At 68.8% G+C, this 23,371-nt stretch carries 15 protein-coding genes; 5 read left to right on the forward strand and 10 right to left on the reverse strand.

All coding sequences use genetic code 11. The features are described 5' to 3' along the window. Positions 1-157: 157 nt before the first annotated feature. Positions 158-2,920 carry an aconitate hydratase AcnA gene (acnA, locus tag OK345_RS09165; protein ID WP_265127662.1) on the forward strand — a complete coding sequence of 921 codons (2,763 nt, stop codon included), beginning with the start codon at positions 158-160 and terminating at the stop codon, positions 2,918-2,920. Between the two features lie 40 nt (positions 2,921-2,960). On the opposite strand, the gene OK345_RS09170 is transcribed toward acnA, so the two are convergent. After that, complete coding sequence (locus OK345_RS09170) at positions 2,961-3,404, reverse strand: YybH family protein (protein WP_265127663.1); 444 nt, start codon at positions 3,402-3,404, stop codon at positions 2,961-2,963. 103 nt (positions 3,405-3,507) lie between these two features. Between OK345_RS09170 and rpfB the strand changes: the two genes are divergently transcribed. Then, the gene (gene rpfB, locus OK345_RS09175; RefSeq protein WP_265127664.1) at positions 3,508-5,187 is read left to right on the forward strand and encodes a fatty acyl-CoA ligase RpfB; all 1,680 of its coding nucleotides are present in this window, start codon (positions 3,508-3,510) and stop codon (positions 5,185-5,187) included. A gap of 171 nt (positions 5,188-5,358) precedes the next feature. Then, entirely contained in the window at positions 5,359-6,231 is an 873-nt protein-coding gene (locus tag OK345_RS09180; RefSeq protein ID WP_265127665.1) for a crotonase/enoyl-CoA hydratase family protein, read from the forward strand. Positions 6,232-6,300: 69 nt separating this feature from the next. Here the strand turns inward: OK345_RS09180 and OK345_RS09185 are convergent, their stop codons facing one another. The 3 genes from OK345_RS09185 to OK345_RS09195 form a co-directional block, all read right to left on the reverse strand. Next, on the reverse strand, positions 6,301-8,484 hold the full coding sequence (locus OK345_RS09185; RefSeq protein ID WP_265127666.1) for a response regulator: 2,184 nt from the start codon (positions 8,482-8,484) through the stop codon (positions 6,301-6,303). 1 nt (position 8,485) lies between these two features. Next, complete coding sequence (rpfG, locus tag OK345_RS09190) at positions 8,486-9,622, reverse strand: cyclic di-GMP phosphodiesterase response regulator RpfG (protein WP_265127809.1); 1,137 nt, start codon at positions 9,620-9,622, stop codon at positions 8,486-8,488. Between the two features lie 259 nt (positions 9,623-9,881). After that, entirely contained in the window at positions 9,882-10,760 is an 879-nt protein-coding gene (locus OK345_RS09195; RefSeq protein ID WP_265127667.1) for a LytTR family DNA-binding domain-containing protein, read from the reverse strand. Between the two features lie 152 nt (positions 10,761-10,912). Here OK345_RS09195 and OK345_RS09200 point away from each other — a divergent pair, with 152 nt between their 5' ends. Then, complete coding sequence (locus OK345_RS09200; RefSeq protein ID WP_265127668.1) at positions 10,913-12,145, forward strand: acyltransferase family protein; 1,233 nt, start codon at positions 10,913-10,915, stop codon at positions 12,143-12,145. 400 nt (positions 12,146-12,545) lie between these two features. Here the strand turns inward: OK345_RS09200 and lysS are convergent, their stop codons facing one another. Beyond that, complete coding sequence (lysS, locus tag OK345_RS09205; protein WP_265127669.1) at positions 12,546-14,060, reverse strand: lysine--tRNA ligase; 1,515 nt, start codon at positions 14,058-14,060, stop codon at positions 12,546-12,548. 117 nt (positions 14,061-14,177) lie between these two features. Continuing rightward, positions 14,178-15,303 (reverse strand): peptide chain release factor 2 gene (gene prfB, locus OK345_RS09210; RefSeq protein WP_265127670.1). Its coding sequence is split into 2 segments (ribosomal slippage): positions 14,178-15,227 and positions 15,229-15,303, totalling 1,125 coding nucleotides; the frame shifts between segments, so codons are not numbered across the junction. A gap of 282 nt (positions 15,304-15,585) precedes the next feature. Here prfB and OK345_RS09215 point away from each other — a divergent pair. Continuing rightward, positions 15,586-16,914 (forward strand): hypothetical protein, encoded by a 1,329-nt coding sequence (locus OK345_RS09215; protein ID WP_265127671.1) that lies wholly within the window; start codon positions 15,586-15,588, stop codon positions 16,912-16,914. 37 nt (positions 16,915-16,951) lie between these two features. Here the strand turns inward: OK345_RS09215 and recJ are convergent, their stop codons facing one another. Genes recJ through carB form a run of 4 tightly spaced genes read right to left on the reverse strand, consistent with a single transcriptional unit; the run spans position 16,952 to position 23,317 of the window. Then, positions 16,952-18,682 carry a single-stranded-DNA-specific exonuclease RecJ gene (gene recJ, locus OK345_RS09220; protein WP_265127672.1) on the reverse strand — a complete coding sequence of 577 codons (1,731 nt, stop codon included), beginning with the start codon at positions 18,680-18,682 and terminating at the stop codon, positions 16,952-16,954. Next, positions 18,675-19,598 (reverse strand): phosphoglycerate mutase, encoded by a 924-nt coding sequence (locus OK345_RS09225; protein ID WP_265127673.1) that lies wholly within the window; start codon positions 19,596-19,598, stop codon positions 18,675-18,677. The genes recJ and OK345_RS09225 overlap by 8 nt, the downstream gene beginning before the upstream one ends. Positions 19,599-19,601: 3 nt before the next feature. Next, the gene (greA, locus tag OK345_RS09230; RefSeq protein ID WP_265127674.1) at positions 19,602-20,078 is read right to left on the reverse strand and encodes a transcription elongation factor GreA; all 477 of its coding nucleotides are present in this window, start codon (positions 20,076-20,078) and stop codon (positions 19,602-19,604) included. Continuing rightward, positions 20,075-23,317 carry a carbamoyl-phosphate synthase large subunit gene (gene carB / locus OK345_RS09235; RefSeq protein ID WP_265127675.1) on the reverse strand — a complete coding sequence of 1,081 codons (3,243 nt, stop codon included), beginning with the start codon at positions 23,315-23,317 and terminating at the stop codon, positions 20,075-20,077. Before carB ends, greA begins: the two co-directional genes overlap by 4 nt. Positions 23,318-23,371 lie beyond the last annotated feature (54 nt).

Here is a 23,371-nt window from a genome sequence, read left to right on the forward strand (position 1 = left end):
GATACATATCTCCGTGTAGCCTGAGACCGATTGCCGCAGGCCCGGACCGCCTGAATCGTTCATACTCGGAACGGTTGCCGGCCGGCCACCGGCGAACGCAAGCAGGCCCGTCTCCGCGACGGGCCAATGCAAGCCATCCGCAAAGGAGTCACCCCGCATGAGCGATTCGTTCTCCACCCGCAGCCAGCTGGATGTCGGCGGCAAGACCTACGACTACTTCAGCCTGCCCAGGCTGGGCCAGCAGTTCGACATCTCCCGCCTGCCCTACTCGATGAAGATCCTGCTGGAGAACCTGCTCCGGCACGAGGACGGCGGCATCACCGTCGGTCGCGAGCACATCGAGGCGGTGGCCCGATGGGATGCCGGGACCGAGCCGGACACCGAGATCGCCTTCATGCCCGCGCGCGTGGTGCTGCAGGACTTCACCGGCGTGCCCTGCGTGGTCGACCTGGCGGCGATGCGCGATGCGGTGGTCAAGCTCGGCGGCCGCCCCGAGCAGATCAACCCGCTGATCCCGTCGGAACTGGTCATCGACCACTCGGTGCAGGTCGACGTGTTCGGCACGCCGAACGCGCTGGACCTCAACGGCAAGATCGAGTTCCAGCGCAACCAGGAGCGCTACGGCTTCCTGCGCTGGGGCCAGAAGGCATTCGACAACTTCAAGGTGGTGCCGCCCAACACCGGCATCGTCCACCAGGTGAACCTGGAGAACCTGGCGCGGGTGGTGATGACCGCTGACAAGGACGGCAGGGCCATCGCCTATCCCGATACCGTGTTCGGCACCGACAGCCACACCACCATGATCAACGGCATCGGCGTGCTCGGCTGGGGTGTGGGCGGCATCGAGGCCGAGGCCGCCATGCTCGGCCAGCCCTCGTCGATGCTGATCCCGCAGGTGGTCGGCTTCAAGCTCACCGGCAAGCTGCCCGAGGGCGCCACCGCCACCGACCTGGTGCTGACCGTGACCCAGATGCTGCGCAAGCTCGGCGTGGTCGGCAAGTTCGTCGAGTTCTTCGGCGACGGCCTGCAGCACCTGCCGCTGGCCGACCGCGCCACCATCGGCAACATGGCGCCGGAGTACGGCGCCACCTGCGGCATCTTCCCGATCGACGCCGAGTCGCTGACCTACCTGCGCCTGTCCGGGCGCAGCGAGGAGCAGATCGCGCTGGTCGAGGCCTATGCCAAGGCCCAGGGCCTGTGGCACGACGCCAACAGCCCGCACGCCAGCTACAGCGCCACGCTGGAACTGGACATGGCCGAAGTGAGGCCCTCGCTGGCCGGCCCCAAGCGCCCGCAGGACCGCGTGCTGCTGCAGGACGTCAAGGCCAACTACCGCGAGAACCTGGCGCCGTTCACCGCCGCGCGCGACAAGCGCAGCCCGGAAGTGGCCGACTTCATCGCCGAAGGCGGCGCCGCGGCAGTCGGCAACGAGGCGCTGCGCAAGGGCGTGGCCGACATCGAGATCGACGGCAAGCGCGAGCGGCTGAAGGACGGCGCGGTGGTGATCGCCGCGATCACCTCGTGCACCAACACCTCCAACCCGGCGGTGATGCTCGCCGCCGGCCTGCTGGCGCGCAACGCGGCGGCGCGCGGACTGACCCGCCAGCCCTGGGTCAAGACCTCGCTCGGGCCGGGTTCGCTGGTGGTCACCGACTACCTGAAGAAGGCCGGCCTGCTGGACGAACTGCAGAAGATCGGCTTCTACCTGGTCGGCTACGGCTGCACCACCTGCATCGGCAACTCCGGCCCGCTGCCGCCGGAAGTCAGCGCCGGCATCGCCGCCGGCGACCTGGTGGTGGCCTCGGTGCTGTCGGGCAACCGCAACTTCGAAGGCCGCATCCATCCCGAAGTGAAGATGAACTACCTGGCCAGCCCGCCGCTGGTGGTGGCCTACGCCATCGCCGGCACCACCGACATCGACCTGACCCGCGAGCCGCTGGGCACCGGCAGCGACGGCCAGCCGGTGTACCTGCGCGACATCTGGCCCAGCAACAAGGAAATCGGCGACACCATCGCCGCCACCATCGGCCCGGAGATGTTCAAGCAGAACTACGCCGACGTGTTCAAGGGCGACAGCCGCTGGAACGCGATCGCCTCGCCGGAGGGCGAACTGTACGAGTGGGACGCGGCGTCCACCTACATCAAGAACCCGCCCTACTTCGACGGCATGACCATGCAGGTCGGCCATGTCGAGGACGTGCACGGCGCCCGCATCATGGGCCTGTTCGGCGACTCGATCACCACCGACCACATCTCCCCGGCCGGCAACATCAAGAAGGATTCGCCCGCCGGACGCTTCCTGCAGTCGCGCGGCGTGCAGCCGGCCGACTTCAACAGCTACGGCAGCCGCCGCGGCAACGACGACGTGATGGTACGCGGCACCTTCGCCAACATCCGCATCAAGAACCTGATGTTCGGTGGCGAGGAAGGCGGCAACACCCTGTACTACCCGCCCGGCGGCGGCGCGCCGGAGAAGCTGGCGATCTACGACGCGGCGATGAAATACAAGGCCGATGGCGTGCCGCTGGTGGTGCTGGCCGGTAAGGAATACGGCACCGGCTCCTCGCGCGACTGGGCGGCCAAGGGCACCAACCTGCTCGGGGTCAAGGCGGTGATCGCCGAGAGCTTCGAACGCATCCACCGCTCCAACCTGGTCGGTATGGGCGTGCTGCCGCTGCAGTTCAAGGACGGGCAGAACGCGCAGGGCCTGGGACTGGACGGCTCGGAAGTGATCGACATCACCGGCCTGGACGACGGCGCCAGCAAGGTCGCCACCGTCACCGCCACCCGCAGCGACGGCAGCCGGCTGACGTTCGAGGCGACGGTGATGCTGCTGACGCCGAAGGAAGTGGAGTACTTCAAGCACGGCGGCCTGCTGCAGTACGTGCTGCGCCAGCTGGCCGCCCGCCAGCCGGCGTGAGCCCGGCGCCGGGCGTGGCCGCCGCCGCGCCCGGTGTTCCTCATCCGCCGCCGTGTTCGCCCCATTGCGCGTGGTAGAGCTGCCAGCGGCCGTCGACCTCGCGCCAGCCGCTGGTGATGGCCTGTACCCGGCCGCGCTCGGGCAACAGCCGGCCGCTGCCGCCGGTCAGCGCGACGGTGAAACGCACCACCGCGGTATTCCCGGCCAGTTCGACCGAAACCGGGCCCGGATGGACGCCGACGCTGGCGTTGACCAACAGCTGCGCGCGCAGCATCTGCTGCAGGGCAGCACGGTCCATGCCGCCGTTGCCGGCGAAATCCTCCGCCACGTGCGTCATGAAAGCGCGGCTGTCGCGTGCTTCCACCGCCGCCTGCATCTGTGCGATGGTTTCCCGCAGGCGCTGCTCCGGCGGCTGCCGCTGGCATCCGCCCAGCACCAGCAGCATCAACAACGACAACAGGCATATCCACGGTTTCCGGTTCATATCGCTTCGCCTTTCCCATTCGGGACGGTATGCTGACACCCATGGCCCGGAAGTTCACTCCCCGGCCAGTCCGATAACTACATTCATGTCCTGGAGGGGGAATATGAGTCAGGAACGTCCCTGGTTGCAGAGCTATCCGAACGGCGTGCCGGAAGAGATCGACATCAACGAATTCCGCTCGGTCGCCGCGGTCTTCGACACCTCTGTCGCCAAGTTCCGTGATCGTCCCGCCTACTCCAACTTCGGCAAGGTGCTGACCTACGGCGAGGCCGACGCGCTGGTCGACCAGTTCGCCGGCTACCTGCTGGGCGAGCTGCAGCTCAAGAAAGGCGACCGCGTCGCGCTGATGATGCCCAACTGCCTGCAGTACCCGATCGCCACCTTCGGCGTGCTGCGTGCCGGCCTGACCGTGGTCAACGTCAATCCGCTCTACACCGCGCGCGAGCTCAAGCACCAGCTGGTCGATTCCGGCGCCTCGGTGCTGGTGGTGATCGACAACTTCGGCCACACCGTCCAGCAGGTCATCGCCGAGACCCCGGTCAAGCACGTGGTCACCACCGGGCTGGGCGACATGCTCGGCTTCCCGAAGGGCGCGATCGTCAACTTCGTGCTCAAGTACGTCAAGAAGATGGTGCCGGACTACGAAGTGCCCGGCGCCATCCGCTTCCGCGAGGCGCTGAAGCTGGGCAGCCGCCACCCGCGGCAGACGGTGGAAGTCGACCACGACGACATCGCCTTCCTGCAGTACACCGGCGGCACCACCGGCGTGGCCAAGGGCGCGATGCTGACCCACCGCAACCTGGTGGCCAACATGCAGCAGGCCTCGGCCTGGATCGGCGCCTCCGGCGTGAAGCCGGGCGAGGAAGTGATCATCACCGCGCTGCCGCTGTACCACATCTTCGCGCTGACGGCGAACGGCCTGGTCTTCATGAAGCTGGGCGGCCTCAACCACCTGATCACCAACCCGCGCGACATGCCCGGCTTCGTCAAGGAGCTCAAGGGCACCCGCTTCACCGCCATCACCGGCGTCAACACGCTGTTCAACGGCCTGCTCAACACGCCCGGCTTCGACGAGGTGGACTTCTCCTCGCTCAAGGTCACCCTGGGCGGCGGCATGGCGGTGCAGCGCGCCGTGGCCGAGCGCTGGAAGAAGGTCACCGGCGTCACCCTGGTCGAGGCCTACGGCCTGACCGAAACCTCGCCGGCGGCCTGCATCAACCCGCTGGACCTGGCCGAGTACAACGGCGCCATCGGCCTGCCGATCCCCTCCACCGACGCCTGCATCAAGAACGACGACGGGCAGACGCTGGCGGTGGGCGAAGTGGGCGAACTGTGCATCCGCGGCCCGCAGGTGATGAAGGGCTACTGGCACCGCGCCGAGGAAACCGCCGCGGCCATCGATGGCGACGGCTGGCTGCACACCGGCGACATGGCGCGCATGGACGAACAGGGCTTCTTCTACATCGTCGACCGCAAGAAGGACATGATCCTGGTGTCCGGCTTCAACGTGTATCCGAACGAGGTCGAGGACGTGATCGCGATGATGCCCGGCGTGCTGGAAGTGGCCGCGGTCGGCGTGCCCGACGAGAAGTCCGGCGAGGTGGTCAAGGTGGTGATCGTCAAGAAGGACCCCAACCTCACCGCCGAGCAGGTCAAGGAGCACGCGCGCGCCAACCTGACCGGCTACAAGCATCCGCGCATCGTCGAGTTCCGCAAGGAACTGCCCAAGACCAACGTCGGCAAGATCCTGCGCCGCGAGCTGCGCGACGCACCCGCCGAATAGACCCGCGTCCAGGCTCCGCGGAGCCTGTCGGCAACCAGGCACGGCCCCTCCCGGCAACGGGTGGGGCCGTGCCCGTTCATGCACATGATCGGGGTGTAGGATCGGCCGGTGGATCGCGCCTTGCCCGCCGCCCACGCCTTCCAGCGGGCCATGCCTGAAGGACGAGACGCCATGAGCATGATCGAAAAGCTGCCCGTCAGCCGCCCCCCCTACTCCACCATCCGCGTCGATTCGTCGGCCACCGGCACCGCGCACTGGCTGTACATGCATGCCGATGCCGCTCCCGGCGTGCGGCCATGTTGCCGCACCGAGATGCTGGACGAAATGTGGAACTTCATGAGCGCCATCACCCGCCCGCCGGCACAGCGCAGCAGTGGCCAGCTGCGCCACTTCGTGCTGGCCTCGGATGCGGCGGCGTACAATCTCGGCGGCGACCTGGAGCTGTTCACCCGCCTGATCCGCGAAGGCGACCGCGACCGCCTGCTGGCCTACGCGCAGCGCTGCATCGAAGGCGTCCACCACCTGCATATCGGCTTCGGCGGCGACGTGCGCAGCATCGCGCTGATACAGGGCGATGCGCTGGGCGGCGGCCTGGAGATGGCGCTGGCCTGCCACACCATCGTGGCCGAGGAAGGCGTCGGCATGGGCCTGCCGGAGGTGCTGTTCGGGCTGTTCCCGGGCATGGGCGCGTACTCGTTCCTGTGCCGCCGGGTATCGCCACAGCTGGCCGAGAAGATCATCCTCGACGGTCGCGTCTACAGCAGCGAGGAAATGCATGCGATGGGCGTGGTCGACGTGCTGGTGCCGAAGGGCCAGGGAGCGGGTGCGGTGGAAAACCTGATCCGCCAGCAGCAGCGCAATCCGCATTCGTACCTGGCGATGAACGCCGCGCGCAATCTGGCGCAGTCCGTCGGCTACGACGAACTGCTGGAGATCACCAAGGTCTGGGTGGAATCGGCGCTCGCGCTGGGCGACAAGTCGCTGCGCACGATGGATAGGCTGGTCAGGGCGCAGACCCGCCGCACCGGCATGGAAAACGCCTGATCGAGCGCAGGGAGGCGGTCGGAATGGGGGAATCAGGCCCGGCGCAATGCCGGGCTTCGACTTTCCGGACTACTGCGCGTCGCCATCGCCGCGGTGCTGGGCCTGCTGGCGCGCGCGCGCATCCAGCGCCAACCGGCCTTCGCTCAGGCTGGCATTGAGCTGGGCATGGCGCTGCCGCCATTCGGCCTTCAACTGCCAGTCGGCCATCCGCATCATCTCGCCGCCCTGCGCGGCCAGCCGCACCAGGCCGAGATTGCTGGCCACGCCCTTGATCGCATGGGCATGCTCGCGCAGCCGCTCCCAGTTGCCGCTTTCGGCGGCATGGGCGATGCCGCCCAGGCAGCCGTCGGCATCGTTGAGGCACTGGCGGATGAACTCGCGCTCGAAGCCCTCGCCCATGCCCAGCGACGCCAGTTCGTCCAGCACGCCGGGATCGAGCACGCTGTCGCTCGCCACCGGCGCGCGCACGATCGGGACGCCGGCGCCGAGGCGGCCGTTGCTGGCGATGTCGGCCAGCGTGTCCAGCAACCGCGCCGCCACCACCGGCTTGGCCAGGAAGGCATGCGCCCCGGCCTGGATGCAACGCTGGATCGCTTCGGGCGTGACGTCGGCACTGAGCACCAGCACCGGAGTGCGCGGGCCGCCACCGGACTGCATCACCCGCAGCTGCTTGAGCATGTCCAGCCCGCTCATGCCGGGCATGTGCAGGTCGACGATGGCGGCATCGAAGTCGGCTTCGGCCAGCGCATCCAGCACCGCCTCGCCGCCGCCGACGCAGGTGACGCGGTGCCCTGCCTTCTGCAGCAGCCGCTGCAGCACCATGCGGTTGGCCTCGTGGTCGTCGGCCACCAGGATCTGCATGCTGCGCACCCGCGCGCGATGGCGCAGGAACGGATCGGAAAACGCGATGACGTTGCCGCTGTCGCCCGCCGGACCGTCAAGCTGCACCGCCGGCGCCCGCCGCAAGGCATGCCGGCGCTCGGCGCTGGCCGGCGCCGCGAACGGCAGTTCGACCCAGAAGCGGCTGCCGACCGGCACGTTCTCGGCGTAGCCGACGCTGCCGCCCAGCGCCTCGGCCAGGCCCTTGGCGATGGTGGTGCCCAACCCGGTTCCTTCGTACCGCCGCGCCATCGACACGTCGGCCTGTTCGAACGCTTCGAACAGCCGTGGACGCAGCGCCGCCGGCACGCCGATGCCGGTGTCCAGGATGTCGAAGCGCAGGCGGGCGCCGTCGTCGGTAGCGGGCGCGACCAGGCCCACGCGTATCTCGACGCTGCCGCTGTCGGTGAACTTGACCGCGTTGCCGGCCAGGTTGAGCAGGATCTGCCGCAGGTGGCCGGCATCGCCGCGCAGCCGGTCCGGCACGTCGCCGGCGATGGACACGCGGTAGTCCAGCCGCTTCGACTTGGCCTGCGGCAGCAGGATCAGGCCGATGGCGTCGAGCGTCTCGCCCAGCGAGAAGTCCTCGGCATTGACCCGCAGCTTGCCGGCCTCGATCGCGGAGATGTCCAGCACCTCCTCCACCAGCGCCAGCAGGCTGCGCGTCGAGGCCTGGATGGTGCTCACGCATTCGCGCTGCTCGTCGTCCAGGCGGGTGGTGGCGAGCACCTCGCTCATGCCGGACAACCCGTTGAGCGGCGTGCGGAACTCGTGGCTCATGTTGGCCAGGAACCGGCTCTTGGCCTCGCTGGCACGCTGCGCCTCGGCCATCGCCCGGGTCAGCTGCCGCAGCAGGGTGGAGAAGTACAGCGGCACCGCCGCCAGTCCGAGCAGCAGGCCGAGTCCCAGCCGCAGGTTCTGCTGCCAGTATTCGGTCAGCAACACCGTCGTGCCGAAACTGGCCAGCGCCATCGCCACCGCCACGTACAGGTAGTTGTTGCCGTAGCGCATGCCGTTGCCGACGGTGACCCACATCACCACGATGTAGACCCAGGCCAGCGGTTCGCCCATCTGGATCATGCCCGCGGCCATCAGGCCATAGTCGGCCAGCATTCCCGCCACCCGCCGCGGATCGGAGCGGCCGGGCCGCGCCAGCAGCCAGCCGAACAGCAGCACCGACAGCGTCAATCCGCCCAGCACGATCGCCAGCACGCCCTGGTACTGGCGATCGGGCAGCTCCATCCGCATCGTGGGCAGCATCACGTACGAAAGGATCAGCACGATCAACACGATCCGCACGATCGCCTGCCCGTGTTCGCTGTCCTGGCGTTGCGCCAGGCGTTGCCTCACCCAGGCCGGTGCGCCGATGGCCATGTCACAACCCCGGGCGCGCGGACGCAGTGGAATGCTGCGCGCAGATCTGCTCCAGCGCCGCGCGGCCGCGCATCAGCGCGTCCACGCAACGCGGGCAGAACTGCCGGCCGCGCTGGGCGTACAGGTAGGCCAGCGCCGCATCCATGGTCCAGGCTTCCTTGTACGGACGCGGCGACAGCAGCGCGTCGAACACGTCGGCCACGGCCACGATGCGCGCCTCCAGCGGAATCGCGTCGCCCACCAGGCCATCGGGATAGCCGCTGCCGTCGTAGCGCTCGTGATGGCGCAGCGCGATCAGCGCGCCGACCTGGATGAAGCGGTTCTGGCTGCCGCTGAGCAGTTCGTAGCCGATGCGCGGATGCCGGCGCATGATCTCCGTCTCGCGCTCGTCCAGCTTGCCCGGCTTGAGCAGCACCGCATCGGGTATGGCGATCTTGCCCATGTCGTGCAGCGGTGCGGCCATCTCGATGACCCGCACCTCCTCCTCGGGCAGCCCCATCTGCTCGGCGATCAGCCCGGCCACGTGCGCCATGCGCTCCAGGTAGGCGCTGGTGCCGGCGTCGCGGTATTCGATGGCGCGCGCCAGCCGCGACAGGGTCTCGCGCTCGCGCTCCTCGACCTCGTGCATGCTGGCCAGCAGCCGCTGCTCCAGCGAGAACGCCCGTTGCTTGACGTTCTCGCTCTGCTTGCGCAGCTGCAGCAGGTTGTGGCAACGCGCACGCAGTTCGCGCGGCCGTATCGGCTTGACCAGGAAATCGATCACCCCGGCTTCCAGCGCCGCCTGCCGCACCGGCTCGTCGCCGACCACGGTGACCAGGATGATCGGGATGTCGCGGTGCTTGGGCAGCCGGCGGAAGCGGCGGGCAAACTCGAGGCCGTCCATGCCCGGCATGCGGTAGTCCAGCAGCAGCAGGTCGACGCGCTCGGATTCGCACCACGCCAGCGCGGCCAGCGGATCGGCGAAATCGCGCACGGTCAGCTCCGATGCGATGTCCTCGATGACATGCCGCAGCATCGTCCGCGCGGACGTCTGGTCGTCGACGATGACGATGTTCAAGCCGTTGTCCGCTCCGCTTTCCCAGCTCGGCTGGTGATCGGCGGAGGATACCCCGGCGACCGGTGCGCTGACATCCTGCAGGCTGCTGTCCCTCATCCCTCCCCCCTTCCGGTCGGCATGTGTGCCATCGTCCAGAAACGGACTCTAGCGCCGCACGGTACCCGGTTTCACCCCCGCAGCCGGAACCGGCCTGCCCTGGATTGCGTACGCAGGAAGCGTGCCAGCGGCGCGATGACAATCGCGTCAACCGGCGTCAGGCCGCACCGCCCGGCTCGCCCCGCGGCTGCGGCGGCCGGCGCCGGACACCCGCAGCCGCCCGCATCGCCGGCGCCCGGCAGGCTCAGGCTTCGCCCAGGCGCAGGCGCAGCTCGCCCCGGTAGCGGCGGCTGGCGGGCAGTACCGTGGCGTCCTTGAGATGCACGCGGGCGTCGCCCGTATCCAGCGGTTCGATCGAGGCCACCTGGTCGAGATTGACCATGTAGCTGCGGTGGATCCGCGCGAACCGCAGCGGATCCAGCCTGGCCTCGATTGCCGCCATGGTGCTGCGCAACGGATAGTCGTGCCCGCGCACCCGCAGGTTGACGTAGTTGCCGGAGGCCTGCAGCCATTCGACGTCGTCGGCGGCCACCAGGAACTCCCGGCCCAGCTTGCGTACCAGGAACCGCTCCGGTCGCTCCACCGGCTCCAGCGGCGGGCCTTCGTCCGGTTCGGCCAGCAGGCTGGCCTCGCCCTGCCAGCGGCGCAGCAGCGCCCGGTAGGCCTCCATGGTCAGTGCGATGTAGGCGAAGCTGCGGATGTCCTTCAGGTACTCGTAGAACAGCTCGCGCGGCCACGGCCCGAAATCGTAGTCCATGCCCTGGCTGGCATAGGCGGCCATGCGCAGCGCCACCATGCCCAGCACATGGACCGCGCAGACCACCAGGCTGCCGCCGAAATAGCGCAGCAGCTGCGGCGACCAGTTGCCCCACTGGAACGGATAGCGGCGGGTGAACCAGGCCATGCCCGGAAGAATCACCAGCAGCCACACCAACGCGCTGCTGGTCTCCCATACGACCGGTTCCCAGGCCGGAATGCCCGACCCGCCACGCCGGAAGTCCATCAGCGTGGTGATGCTGTTGGCGGCGCAGTTGCCGCCGATCGTCGCCACCCAGAAGCCGATCTCGACCCAGCGTCTCCACGGCAGATAGCGCTCGTACGGTATCGGTTCCCGGTTCTGCATCCGCGCATTCTAGCCGGCGGGCACGGTTTGCCCGCCCCCATCCGTCCCTCGAGTCCGCGATTCGTCCCCATCGCCCCGCGGATGGTCCCCGGCCGCTGGCGGCACCCGGCCGGGGGCGGCCAGGCTGGGGCCATTCCACACGGGAGAGGACCATGCAACGCCGCCACGATCTGGACTGGGTCCGCGTCTGCGCCTTCGGGCTGCTGGTGCTGTACCACGTCGGCATGTACTACGTGAGTTGGGACTGGCACGTCAAAAGCCCGCAGGCCGGTCCCGCGCTGGAGCCGTTCATGATGCTCAGCTCGCCGTGGCGGCTGTCGCTGCTGTTCCTGGTCTCCGGCGTCGCCACCGCCTTCCTGCTGGGCAAGGCGGAGCGGAGCGCGCAGGCGGCCGGCGGACGCGTCCGCTTCCTCGGCGGCCGGTCGTGGCGGCTGCTGGTCCCGCTGGTCTTCGGCATGCTGGTGATCGTGCCGCCGCAGTCGTACTACCAGGTGGTGGAGCAGTTGCCGGGCGGCTACCACGACGGGTACCTGGCGTTCTATGGCCGCTACCTGTCCGCCTACTCCGGCTTCTGCGGCGAGGATGGCGGCTGCCTGGCGCTGCCGACCTGGAACCACCTGTGGTTCGTGGCCTACCTGTGGGTCTACACGGTGACGCTGTGGCTGCTGTGGAAGCTGGCGCGCCCGGTACTGGAGGCGACGGGCATCGGCCTGGGCAAGGCGCTGTCCGGATGGGGCGTGCTGCTCTGGCCGGCCGCGCTGCTGGCATTGGCGCGGATGCTGCTGATCGGCCGCTTCGGCTCGACCCATGCGCTGGTCGACGACTGGTACAACCACGTGCAGTACTTCGGCGTGTTCGCGCTGGGTTTCCTGATCGCACGCACCACCACGGTGTGGGAGGCGATCGAACGCCGCCGCTGGCTGGCCCTGGCGTTGTGGCTGGCCAGCTGGGCGGGCATCGTCGCCTACTTCGCCCACTATGTGGAAATCGCACCGCCGTCGTGGCTGCGCATGGCGATGCGCGCCGCCTGGGGACTCAACCAGTGGTGCGCCATCGTGGCCGTGCTGGGTTTCGCGCGACGGTTCGCCCCCGGCGACAGCCCTGCCCTGCGCTATCTGGTCCCGGCGGTATTCCCGGTCTACATCCTGCACCAGACCCTCATCGTGGTCGTCGCCCACCACCTCAAGCCGCTGGCCATCCCGCCATTGCTCGAGGGGCCGCTGCTGGTGCTGCTCACCTTCGGCCTGTGCTTCGCGCTCTACGAGGCGATCCGCCGCATCCCGGTGCTGCGGCCGTTGTTCGGGCTGAAGTGGCGCGCATCGGAGTCCGCGGCCATGCCCGCTTCCGTTCCCTCCCCGCCGCAGGCGAACGATGCTCGTGGATGATCCCGGGCGCTGCTTGCGGTCGTCGCGGAGCGTTGGGCGTTCCGTTGCAGGGAACGGGTCCCGGTGCCGGCATCCACGCCCGCCTCGCTGTTGCAGGCGATGGCCCTGGCGGCGCGATCGGGCATGGCCCTGCGCTGGCCTGCCCGAGCGGCATCGGCGTACGTGAGGCGGAGAACCGCATGGACAGGCCTCTGCTTGCCGATGCGCCTGCCGTTCGCCGCGGCCGGTCGCATGCCGGCCGTCCCCGGCACCGTGCCGGTCGCCCGGGCACTACGGACCTGCCGGAAGCAGGCAATGCCACACGGCGCATGAGCCGCTGCCGTCGGTTCGCACCGCCCGGCAACGGGGCCGGACCGCTTCGCCGCTGCAACATCACGGCGAGCGGACCGACCGGCGCGGCTCAGTTTTCCGGACGCATGTAGGGGAACAGCAGCACGTCGCGGATCGAGCTGCTGCCGGTCAGCAGCATCACCAGGCGATCGATGCCGATGCCCAGGCCGCCGGTCGGGGCCATGCCGTATTCCAGCGCCCGGATGTAGTCGGCGTCGTAGTGCATGGCCTCGTCGTCGCCGCCCTCCTTGGCCTCGACCTGGGCCTGGAAACGCGCGGCCTGGTCCTCCGGGTCGTTCAACTCGGAGAAGCCGTTGGCCAGTTCCTTGCCGTTGATGAACAGCTCGAAGCGGTCGGTGTAGCCCGGCTCGCTGTCGCTGGCGCGGGCCAGCGGCGAGACCTCGACCGGATGGTCGGTGATGAAGGTCGGCTGGATCAGGGTGTGTTCCACCGTCGCCTCGAAGATCTCCAGCAGCAGCTTGCCCCAGCCATAGGACGGCTTGACCTTGATCTTCAGCCGTTCGCAATGGCGCAGCAGCGCCTCGCGGTCGGTGCAGTCGGCCTCGCTGATTTCCGGGTTGTGGTGGCGCACCGCCTCGTCCATGCGCCAGCGGCGGAAGGCCGGGCCGAGGTCGATCTTCGCGCCGTCCCATTCCACTTCCGTGGTACCCAGCACCTGCTGCGCGACGTCGCGGATCACGCCTTCGGTCAGGTCCATCACCTCGTTGTACGTGGCGTAGGCCTCGTACAACTCCATCATGGTGAATTCCGGGTTGTGGCGGGTGCTCACGCCCTCGTTGCGGAAGTTGCGGTTGATCTCGTAGACGCGCTCCAGCCCGCCGACCACCAGCCGCTTGAGGTACAGCTCCGGGGCCACGCGCAGGTACAGGTCCAGGTCCAGCGCGTTGTGGTGGGTGGTGAACGGCTTGGCCGTGGCGCCGCCGGGGATGTAATGCATCATCGGCGTCTCGACTTCGAGGAAGTCGCGCGCGTCCAGCCAGGCGCGCATGGCGCGGATGATCCTGGAGCGCTTGATGAACACCTCGCGCGATTCCGGGGTCACGATCAGGTCGACGTAGCGCTGGCGGTAGCGCTGCTCGACATCGGCCAGGCCGTGCCACTTGTCCGGCAGCGGCCGCAGCGACTTGGTCAGCAGGCGGATCGCATCGACCTTGATCGACAGTTCGCCGGTCCGGGTGCGGGTCAGGCCGCCTTCGACGGCGACGATGTCGCCCACGTCCCAGCCCTTGAACGCGGTGTAGGCATCGCCCAGGGCGTTGCCCTGCAGGAACAGCTGGATGCGGCCGGACTCGTCCTGGATCTGGGCGAAGCTGGCCTTGCCCATCACCCGCTTGGCCATCAGCCGGCCGGCCATCTTCACCCGGCGGCCGTCGCCCTCCAGTGCCTCGGCGGTCCACTTCTCCGCATCGGCGTATTCGGCCTGCAGCTGGCCGGCGAACTGCTCGCGGCGGAAATCGTTGGGATAGGCGATGCCCTGCTCGCGCAACGCCTTGAGTTTCGCGCGACGCTCGGCGATCAGGCTGTTCTCGTCGGCGGGCGTGGGCGTGGCGGTGTGGTCGGTCATGGCGGTGATTTCGATAACGTGGGGAAGTTTCTGGTAGAGCCGAGCCTGCTCGGCTGCTCTCGATCGGGAAAACCGCAGCGGAGCAAGCTCCGCTCTACACAGGGCAAGGCGAGGCGTTTACGCGTCGATGCGTTTGGAGCCGACTTCCAGGCCGGACTTGAGGCTGGCCTCGACGAACTCGTCCAGGTCGCCGTCGAGCACCTTCTGGGTGTCGGTGCGCTCGATGCCGGTGCGCAGGTCCTTGATCCGGCTCTGGTCGAGCACATAGTTGCGGATCTGGCTGCCCCAGCCGATGTCGGACTTGGTCGCCTCCACCGCGTCCTTCTCGGCGTTGCGCTTCTGGATCTCCAGCTCGTACAGCTTGGCCGCCAGCATCTTCATCGCGCGGTCGCGGTTGGCGTGCTGGCTGCGCTCGGTCTGGCAGGCCACCACGATGCCGCTGGGCACGTGGGTGATGCGCACCGCCGACTCGGTCTTGTTGACGTGCTGGCCGCCGGCGCCGGAGGAGCGGTACACGTCGGTCTTCAGGTCGGCCGGGTTGATCTGGATGTCGATGTTGTCGTCGACTTCCGGCGACACGAACACCGAGGTGAAGCTGGTGTGGCGGCGGTTGTCCGAGTCGAACGGCGACTTGCGCACCAGCCGGTGCACGCCGGTCTCGGTCTTCAGCCAGCCGTAGGCGAAGTCGCCCTCGACGCGGAAGGTGGCGGACTTGATGCCGGCCACTTCGCCGCCGGAGACTTCCAGCAGCTCGGCCTTCCAGCCGCGCGACTCGCACCAGCGCAGGTACATGCGCAGCATCATTTCCGCCCAGTCCTGGGCCTCGGTGCCGCCGGCACCGGCCTGGATGTCGACGAAGGCGCTGGCGCTGTCCATCTCGCCGGAGAACATGCGCTGGAACTCGAGCTTCTCGATGTGCGCCTGGTAGCTGTCGAGGTCGGCGACCACCGCCAGCGCGGTGTCCTCGTCCTGCTCGCTTTCGGCCAGTTCCAGCAGTTCGCCGGCCTCGCCCAGGCCGTCGAGCACGCTGGCGATGCCGCTGACGGTCTTGTCCAGGAGCGAGCGCTCGCGGCCCAGTTGCTGGGCGTACTCGGGGTTGTTCCAGATATCGGGGTTTTCGAGTTCGCGGGTTACTTCTTCCAGACGTTCTTTCTTGACGTCGTAGTCAAAGATACCCCCTGAGCGAGACCACGCGATCGGTCAGATCGGCGATTCGCTGGCGGACTGGATTGAGTTCGATCATGGCGGGTCTTTCTGGAAATCAAGACTGCAATTCTAGCATCCGTACAGCGCCCCGCAGCCCCCGCAGGCCGCCGGCCCGGGCCGGATCGACACGGCCTGCCGGGCACGGCTGCGCAAGGCCCAACGGCATCGCGGAACCGCATCCGGCGGCGGCGCGGCGAAGACGGCGGCCGGGACGGGCACCTAGCCGCGTCGGTATCATGCGCCGGCCATCGGCACCGGTGCCGTGGAAACCGATGGCGTTCCCCCATTCCTTCCCAGGTTTTCCACAAGGATTTCGATAGTGAAGCACCTCGCAGCAGGCGTGCTGGCCCTTGCCCTTGCCGCTGCGGCGAACGCCGCTCCCGGCGCACGCAAGATCAGCGCCCAGGGCGAGTTCCCTGGCGAAATCACCCCGGCCACGCCGCTGAACCACAGCGACGGCAGTCGCAGCCAACGGTTCGTCCTGCCGCTGGCCGCCGGCCAGATGGTGTCGCTGAAGATGGACGGCGCGCTGGACGGCACCATCACCGTGTTCCGGAACGGCAGGCTGGTCGCCCGTGCCAGCGCCGGCGACAACGGCATCGCACGCCTCGCCCTGCGCGCCGATCGCGCCGACCGCTACCTGGTCGCGATCAATGGCGCCGACGCCCACGCGTTCGGGCCGTTCCGCCTTTCCGTCGAGCCGGTGCCCGCCTACAGCGGCGAACCGCTGACCGCGGGCGCACGCATCACCGACTGGCTGGTCGGCGGACCGCAGAGCTACGCCCTGCAGGTGGACGAACCCGGGCTGTTCACCCTGTCCATGAAGTCGGACGAACTCGATGCCCGGCTGCATCTCAGCGGCAACGGCACGGAGCTGTATGAAGACAATGGCGGCGACAACACCGATGCGCGGCTGAAGGTGCCGTTGCAGCCGGGTCGCTACTCGCTCATCGCTTCGCCCCATTCCGACGACAGCGGCTTCTTCGATCTGGCCGTGCAGCGCGATCCGCTGCCTGCCGGGCTGGCACTGGAAGACGGCACGGAACTGCCCCTTCCCGGCACCGTCCATGGTTTCCTCGAGGCAGAGGGATTGCGCTACTTCGTGCTCGCCGTGCCGGAACGGCAGCGCGTCTGGCTGCAGGGCAGCAGCGAGCTCGACACTTCGCTGCGACTGGAAGGCGAAGGCATCGTGCTGGACGACGCAGACAGCGGCGGCGACTTCGACCCGCTTCTTTCCGCGGTACTGGAACCAGGCCGCTACAACGTCAGGGTCACGACCCTGGGCAGCCGCAACGGTCTCTTCCAGTTGACGTCCCGTGCCGCGCCGGCTTCCGATGGCGGTCGCCCGGTGCTGAAACCCGGTCGCGAGCACAGCGCCATCCTGCAGCCCGGCATCCGCGACCTGTACACGCTGGACATCCCGCGCAAGGGCCGCTACCTGATCGGCATGAGCTCCTCCAGCATCGCTGGCCTGGTAACGCTGATGCGCGACGGCGTGCAGCTGGGCCTCAAGGACGACAACGACGAAGTTCCCGCCCCGGCGCGGGAACTGGAGCTGGAACTGGAGGCCGGCAGCTACGTGCTGGCCGCCTACAGCGTCGATCCCGCCGCAACCGGCAACTACCGCCTGCTGGTGCAACGCCAGTAAGGCGTCCGCCCCGGTGCCGGCATGCCCGGCGCCGGCTTCAGCCGGCCGCCTGCAGGGTCTCCACGATCAGCTGCACGGCCTGGCCGCCGCGATAGTCGTCACCCACCAGCCGGTAGGCGATATGCACCCGCGATGCCGGCGCGTTGCCGGTCCAGCCGCCGAAATGGATGGCGTTGAGCGGGGCCGCCCGCCCCGGGCAGCGCAGTTCGAGCTTGAGGTGGCGCTCCTTCAGCACCCGCCACTGCAGTACCTCGAAGCAGCCATCGAACAGCGGCTCGGGAAACCCCTGCCCCCACGGGCCGGCCAGCCGCAGCGCCTCGGCATGGACGAAGTCCAGCTCGCCGGGCGCCAGCTCGCCGTCGGTCAGCACCTGCTGCTGCAGCAGGGCCGGGTCCAGCAGGGCCTGCGCCACTTCGGCGAATGCCTGCTCGAACGCGGCAAGACAGGTGCGCGGCAGGCTCAACCCGGCCGCCATCGCATGGCCGCCGAACTTGTCCATCAGCCCGGGATGGCGCGCATTGACCGCGGCCAGCGCATCGCGGATGTGGAAGCCGGGAATCGAGCGGGCGGAACCGCGCAGCGAATCGCTGCCGGGCTCGGCCGGCGCGAAGGCGACCACCGGCCGGTGCAGCCGCTCCTTCATCTTCGACGCCACCAGCCCGACCACGCCCGGATGCCATTCCGGATCGAACAGGCAGGCCACAAGCGGCCGCTCGCCTTCGGCCGACAGCATCGCGCGCGCCACCACGGCCTCGGCATCGTCGGTCATCAGCTGCTGCACGGCCCGCCGTTCGGCGTTGATCTGCTCCAGCGTCGCGGCGATCTCGCGTGCCTGCGCAGCGTCCTCGGTGAGCAGCAGTTCGATGCCCAGCGCCATGTCCTCCAGGCGGCCGGCGGCATTGAGCCGCGGCGCCAGCGCGAAGCCGATGTCGCTGGCGCTCAACCGCCGCGGGTCGCGGCCGCTGGCCTCGATCAGCGCCCGCAGCCCGACGCAGCCCTGCCCGTTGCGCAGGCGACGCAGGCCGGCCGCCACCAGCGCCCGGTTGTTGCCGTCCAGCGGCACCAGGTCGGCCACGGTGCCGACCGCGACCAGGTCCAGCAGGGTCATCAGGTCGGGCTCGGGGCTGCCGGCGAACGCGCCCTGCAGCCGCAGGTGCCGGCGCAGCGCCATCAGCACGTAGAAGATCACGCCGACGCCGGCCAGCGACTTGCTCGGGAAACCGTCGCCCTCGATGTTGGGGTCGACGATGGCATCGGCCGGCGGCAGCCGCTCGCCCGGCAGGTGGTGGTCGGTGACCAGCACCTGCCAGCCCTGCGCCTTGGCCGCGGCGACGCCGGCATGGCAGGCGATGCCGTGGTCCACGGTGACCAGCAGCTGCGGCCGCAGCGATGCCAGCTCTTCCACCAGCGCCGGCGACAGGCCGTAGCCGTGCACCATGCGGTTGGGCACGGCATGGACCACGTCGGTCGCGCCGAGCATGCGCAGGCCGCGCACGCCCACCGTGCAGGCGGTGGCGCCGTCGCAGTCGAAATCGCCCACCACCAGGATCCGCTGCTGGCCGGTGATCGCCGCGGCCAGCAGTTCCACCGCCGCCTGCATGTTGCCCAGCAGCTCGGGGGCGTGCAGCTGCGCCAGTTTCGGCTGCGCCTGCGCCGGATCGGCGGCACCGCGCGCGGCGTAGATCCGCTGCAGCAGCGGCAGGCTGCCGGGCGGCCAGTCGCCGGGCTCGGCGACCTCGCGCCGCACGATCCGCGGCGACTCAATCATCCGACAGGGCCGCGACCGGCCGGCGCCAGAAGCGCCAGCGCTGTCCGCGGTCGATGGCGTAGCGGGTGCCGTCGGCGAAGTCCAGCAGCAGCCGGTCCAGCTCGCCACGGGCGATGGCGGCCAGCAACGGCCGGATCGCGTCGCCGCCCAGCTGGTCGAGCGAACGCAGCTGGCGCAGGTCGACCAGTGCATCGACCTGCTGCCGGTCGTCGACATCGGCGCCGACGGCCCTGGCCAGCGCCCGCAGCAGCGGATCGCGGCTGCGCACCTGCACGTGCGGCGAGGTCACCGCGTGCGGCAGGCGGCCGCCGCCCCAGAACCACAGCGAGTTGATCGCCGGCTTGCCCTGCGCGATGCGCCCGCTGTTCCATGGATGCTGGTGCAGCAGCACCTGCGCCTCGGTCAGCAGGGCGCGCCAGCGGCGGCCCAGGTCGCCTTCGGGCAGGTACCCGAACAGATCGTCGCCGAGTACCTCGTCCGGCTCGGCGAAATCGGGCAGTTTCGCTTCCAGCGGCAAGCGCAGGTACCAGCGCGAGGGCACCGGCGCGTCCAGCAGGAAACCGGCATCGCCGAACAGCGGCTTGAGCGCCGGCAGCAGCGCGGCCGCGTCCTCGGCGGTGGGCGCCAGCGTTTCGCCGTGCCCCATCATCCGCGCGCCCTGCATGTCCGGCACCACGTAGGCCGGATCGACCCGCAGCCAGCTGGCGCCTTCGGCATCGCCCACGTCCAGCTGGCGGGTCAGCGCCGCCACCGGCCAATGGTCCGGCGTCAGGCTGAAATGACGGCGCAGCTGCGTGCGCCCGCCCTCCTCCAGGCGCTGGCGGTCGGCCCGGCCCAGCGCCCGGGCCACGTCCTCGGGCAACGCCGCCGCCGGGAACCGGCTGCGCGCCGGCAGCAACAGCGTCGCCGTGGCCATGCGTCAGCCGATGTACTGGACGCTGACGATTTCGTACTCGCGCTGCCCGGCGGGGGCGTCGATCACGATCGTGTCGCCCTCCTGCTTGCCGATCAGGGCGCGCGCGACCGGCGAGGAGATCGCGATCAGGCCCTGCTTGATGTCGGCTTCCAGGTCGCCGACCAGCTGGTAGCGCTTCTCTTCGTCGCTGTCGACGTCGGCCAGGGTCACGGTGGCGCCGAACACCACCTTGCTGCCGGCGTTGAGCTTGCTGATGTCGATGACCTCGGCATGCGACAGCTCGCCTTCCAGCTGCTTGATGCGGCCTTCGATGAAGCCCTGCTGCTCGCGCGCGGCGTGGTATTCGGCGTTCTCCTTGAGATCGCCGTGATCGCGCGCCTCGGCGATCGCGGCGATCACCTCCGGACGCTTGACCGATTTCAGGTGGTCGAGTTCCTCGCGCAGGCGCTGTGCGCCCTTGGCGGTGATCGGTGCCCTCATGCGTTCAACTCCTTGTGCAGTTCCTGCAGCGCCCAGACCGGGCCGGTGCCGCGGAATTCCAATGAATGCACCAGCGCCTTGGCGCCGGCGATGGTGGTCGAATAGGTGACGCGCTGCTGCAGCGCCTCGCGGCGGATCGAGAACGAGTCGTTGATCGCGGCGCGGCCTTCGGTGGTGTTGACGATATACACGATCTCGCCGTTCTTGATCAGGTCGACGATGTGCGGCCGGCCCTCGACCACCTTGTTGACGATCTCGCACTCGAGCCCGTGCTGCTGCAGCCAGGCGCCGGTGCCGCGGGTGGCGACCAGGGTGTAGCCGCGCTCGACCAGCGCCTGCGCCACCGGCAGCACGCGCTGCTTGTCCGGGTCGCGCACCGACACGAACGCCTTGCCCAGCGGCGGCGTCTTGATGCCGCCGGCCTCCTGCGCGCGCGCGAAGGCGGCGCCGAAACTGCGGCCCACGCCCATCACCTCGCCGGTGGAGCGCATCTCCGGCCCCAGGATCGGGTCCACGCCCTGGAACTTGGCGAACGGAAAGATCGCCTCCTTCACCGAGTAGTAGTCCGGCACCACCTCGCGGGTAGCGCCCTGCTCGGCCAGGGTCTTGCCGGCCATGCAGCGGGCGGCGATCTTGGCCAGCGCCACGCCGGTGGCCTTGGACACGAACGGCACCGTGCGCGAGGCGCGCGGGTTCACTTCCAGCAGGTAGACGATGTCGTTGCCGTCGTCGCCGACCTGGATCGCGAACTGGGTGTTCATCAGCCCGACCACGTTCAGCGCCTTGGCCAGCTCGACCACCTGGCGGCGCAGCTCGGCCTGGGTGGCGGCCGACAGCGAGTACGGCGGCAGCGAGCAGGACGAATCGCCCGAATGCACGCCGGCTTCCTCGATGTGCTCCATCACCCCGCCGATCAGCACGTTGCCGTCCCTGTCGGCGATGATGTCCACGTCCACTTCGACCGCGTTGTCGAGGAAGCGGTCCAGCAGCACCGGCGAATCGTTCGAGACCTTGACCGCATCGCGCACGTAGCGCGCCAGGTCGGCCTCGCCGTAGACGATCTCCATCGCGCGGCCGCCGAGCACGTAGCTCGGGCGCACCACCAGCGGGTAGCCAATCTCGCGCGCCAGCAGCAGCGCTTCCTGGTCGTTGCGGGCGATGCGGTTCGGCGGCTGCTTCAGGCCCAGCTTGTCGACCAGCTGCTGGAAGCGCTCGCGGTCCTCGGCCAGGTCGATGGAGTCCGGCGAGGTGCCGATCACCGGCACGCCGTTGGCCTCCAGCGCGCGCGCCAGCTTCAGCGGGGTCTGCCCGCCGTACTGCACGATCACGCCCTTGGGCTGCTCCAGCTCGACGATCTCCAGCACGTCCTCCAGCGTCAGCGGCTCGAAGTACAGGCGGTCGGAGGTGTCGTAGTCGGTGGAGACGGTCTCCGGGTTGCAGTTGACCATGATGGTTTCATAGCCGTCTTCGCGCAGGGCGAGCGCGGCATGCACGCAGCAGTAGTCGAACTCGATGCCCTGGCCGATGCGGTTGGGGCCGCCGCCGAGGATCATGATCTTGTCGCGGTCGGTCGGCTGCGCCTCGCACTCGTCCTCGTAGGTCGAGTACAGGTAGGCGGTGCTGGTCGCGAACTCGGCCGCGCACGAGTCCACGCGCTTGTAGACCGGGCGCACCTTGTGCGCGCGGCGCAGGGCGCGGACCGCCGCCTCGTTGGTGCCGGTCAGCTGCGCCAGGCGCGCGTCGGAGAAGCCGGCGCGCTTGAGCTTGCGCAGGCGCGCGGCGTCGAGCGCGTCGATGCCTTCGGCGGCGACCTGCTGTTCGGCCTGGACGATCTCCTCGACCTGGTCCAGGAACCACGGGTCGATGTACGACAGCGCGTGCACCTCGTCCACGCTGAAACCGGCGCGGAAGGCGTCGCCGACGTAGAACAGGCGCTCCGGACCCGGCGCCTTCAGCTCGCGCTTGAGCGTGGTCAGATCGTCCTCGTTCTCCAGGTCCAGCCCGGTCGGGTCGAGCCCGATCTTGCCGGTCTCCAGCCCGCGCAGCGCCTTCTGCAGCGATTCCTGGAAGGTGCGGCCCATCGCCATCACCTCGCCCACCGACTTCATCTGCGTGGTCAGGCGCGCGTCGGCGGCCGGGAACTTCTCGAACGCGAAGCGCGGGATCTTGGTGACGACGTAGTCGATCGACGGCTCGAACGAGGCCGGGGTCAGGCCGCCGGTGATCTCGTTCTTCAGTTCGTCCAGGGTGTAGCCCACCGCCAGCTTGGCCGCGACCTTGGCGATCGGGAAGCCGGTGGCCTTGGAGGCCAGCGCCGAGGAACGCGACACGCGCGGGTTCATCTCGATCACCACCACGCGGCCGGTGGTCGGGCTGATGCCGAACTGCACGTTGGAGCCGCCGGTATCCACGCCGATCTTGCGCAGCACGGCGATGGAGGCATCGCGCAGGCGCTGGTATTCCTTGTCGGTCAGGGTCTGCGCCGGGGCCACGGTGATCGAGTCGCCGGTGTGCACGCCCATCGGGTCGAGGTTCTCGATCGAGCAGACGATGATGCAGTTGTCGGCGGTGTCGCGCACCACCTCCATCTCGAATTCCTTCCAGCCCAGCACCGATTCTTCGACCAGCACTTCGGTGGTCGGCGACAGTTCCAGGCCGCGGTTGACGATCTCGATCAACTCTTCGCGGTTGTAGGCGATGCCGCCGCCGCTGCCGCCCAGGGTGAAGGACGGGCGGATGATGGTCGGGTAGCCGACCCGGGTCTGGATATCGAGCGCTTCCTCGAGGGTATGCGCCACTTCCGCCTTCGGGCATTCCAGGCCGATCTCGCCCATCGCCACGCGGAACAGCTCGCGGTCCTCGGCCATGCGGATCGCCTCGCGCTTGGCGCCGATCAGTTCGACCCCGTACTTCTCCAGCACGCCGTGGTCGGCCAGGTCCAGCGCGCAGTTCAGCGCGGTTTGCCCGCCCATGGTCGGCAGCAGCGCATCGGGCTTTTCCTTGGCGATGATCTTCTCGACCGTCTGCCAGTTGATCGGCTCGATGTAGACCGCGTCGGCCATCTCCGGGTCGGTCATGATCGTGGCCGGGTTGGAGTTGACCAGCACCACGCGGTAACCCTCGTCGCGCAGCGCCTTGCACGCCTGCGCGCCGGAATAGTCGAACTCGCAGGCCTGGCCGATCACGATCGGACCGGCGCCAATGATGAGGATGGTTTTCAGATCGGTGCGCTTGGGCATTTTCTTCTCTAAGTCAGTACAGCGTGTCTGGGGGGAGTGATCGCACGCTGTCGA

Origin of the sequence: Xanthomonas chitinilytica, from assembly GCF_026107455.2 — a bacterium.
Taxonomy (GTDB): Bacteria; Pseudomonadota; Gammaproteobacteria; order Xanthomonadales; family Xanthomonadaceae; genus Stenotrophomonas; species Stenotrophomonas chitinilytica.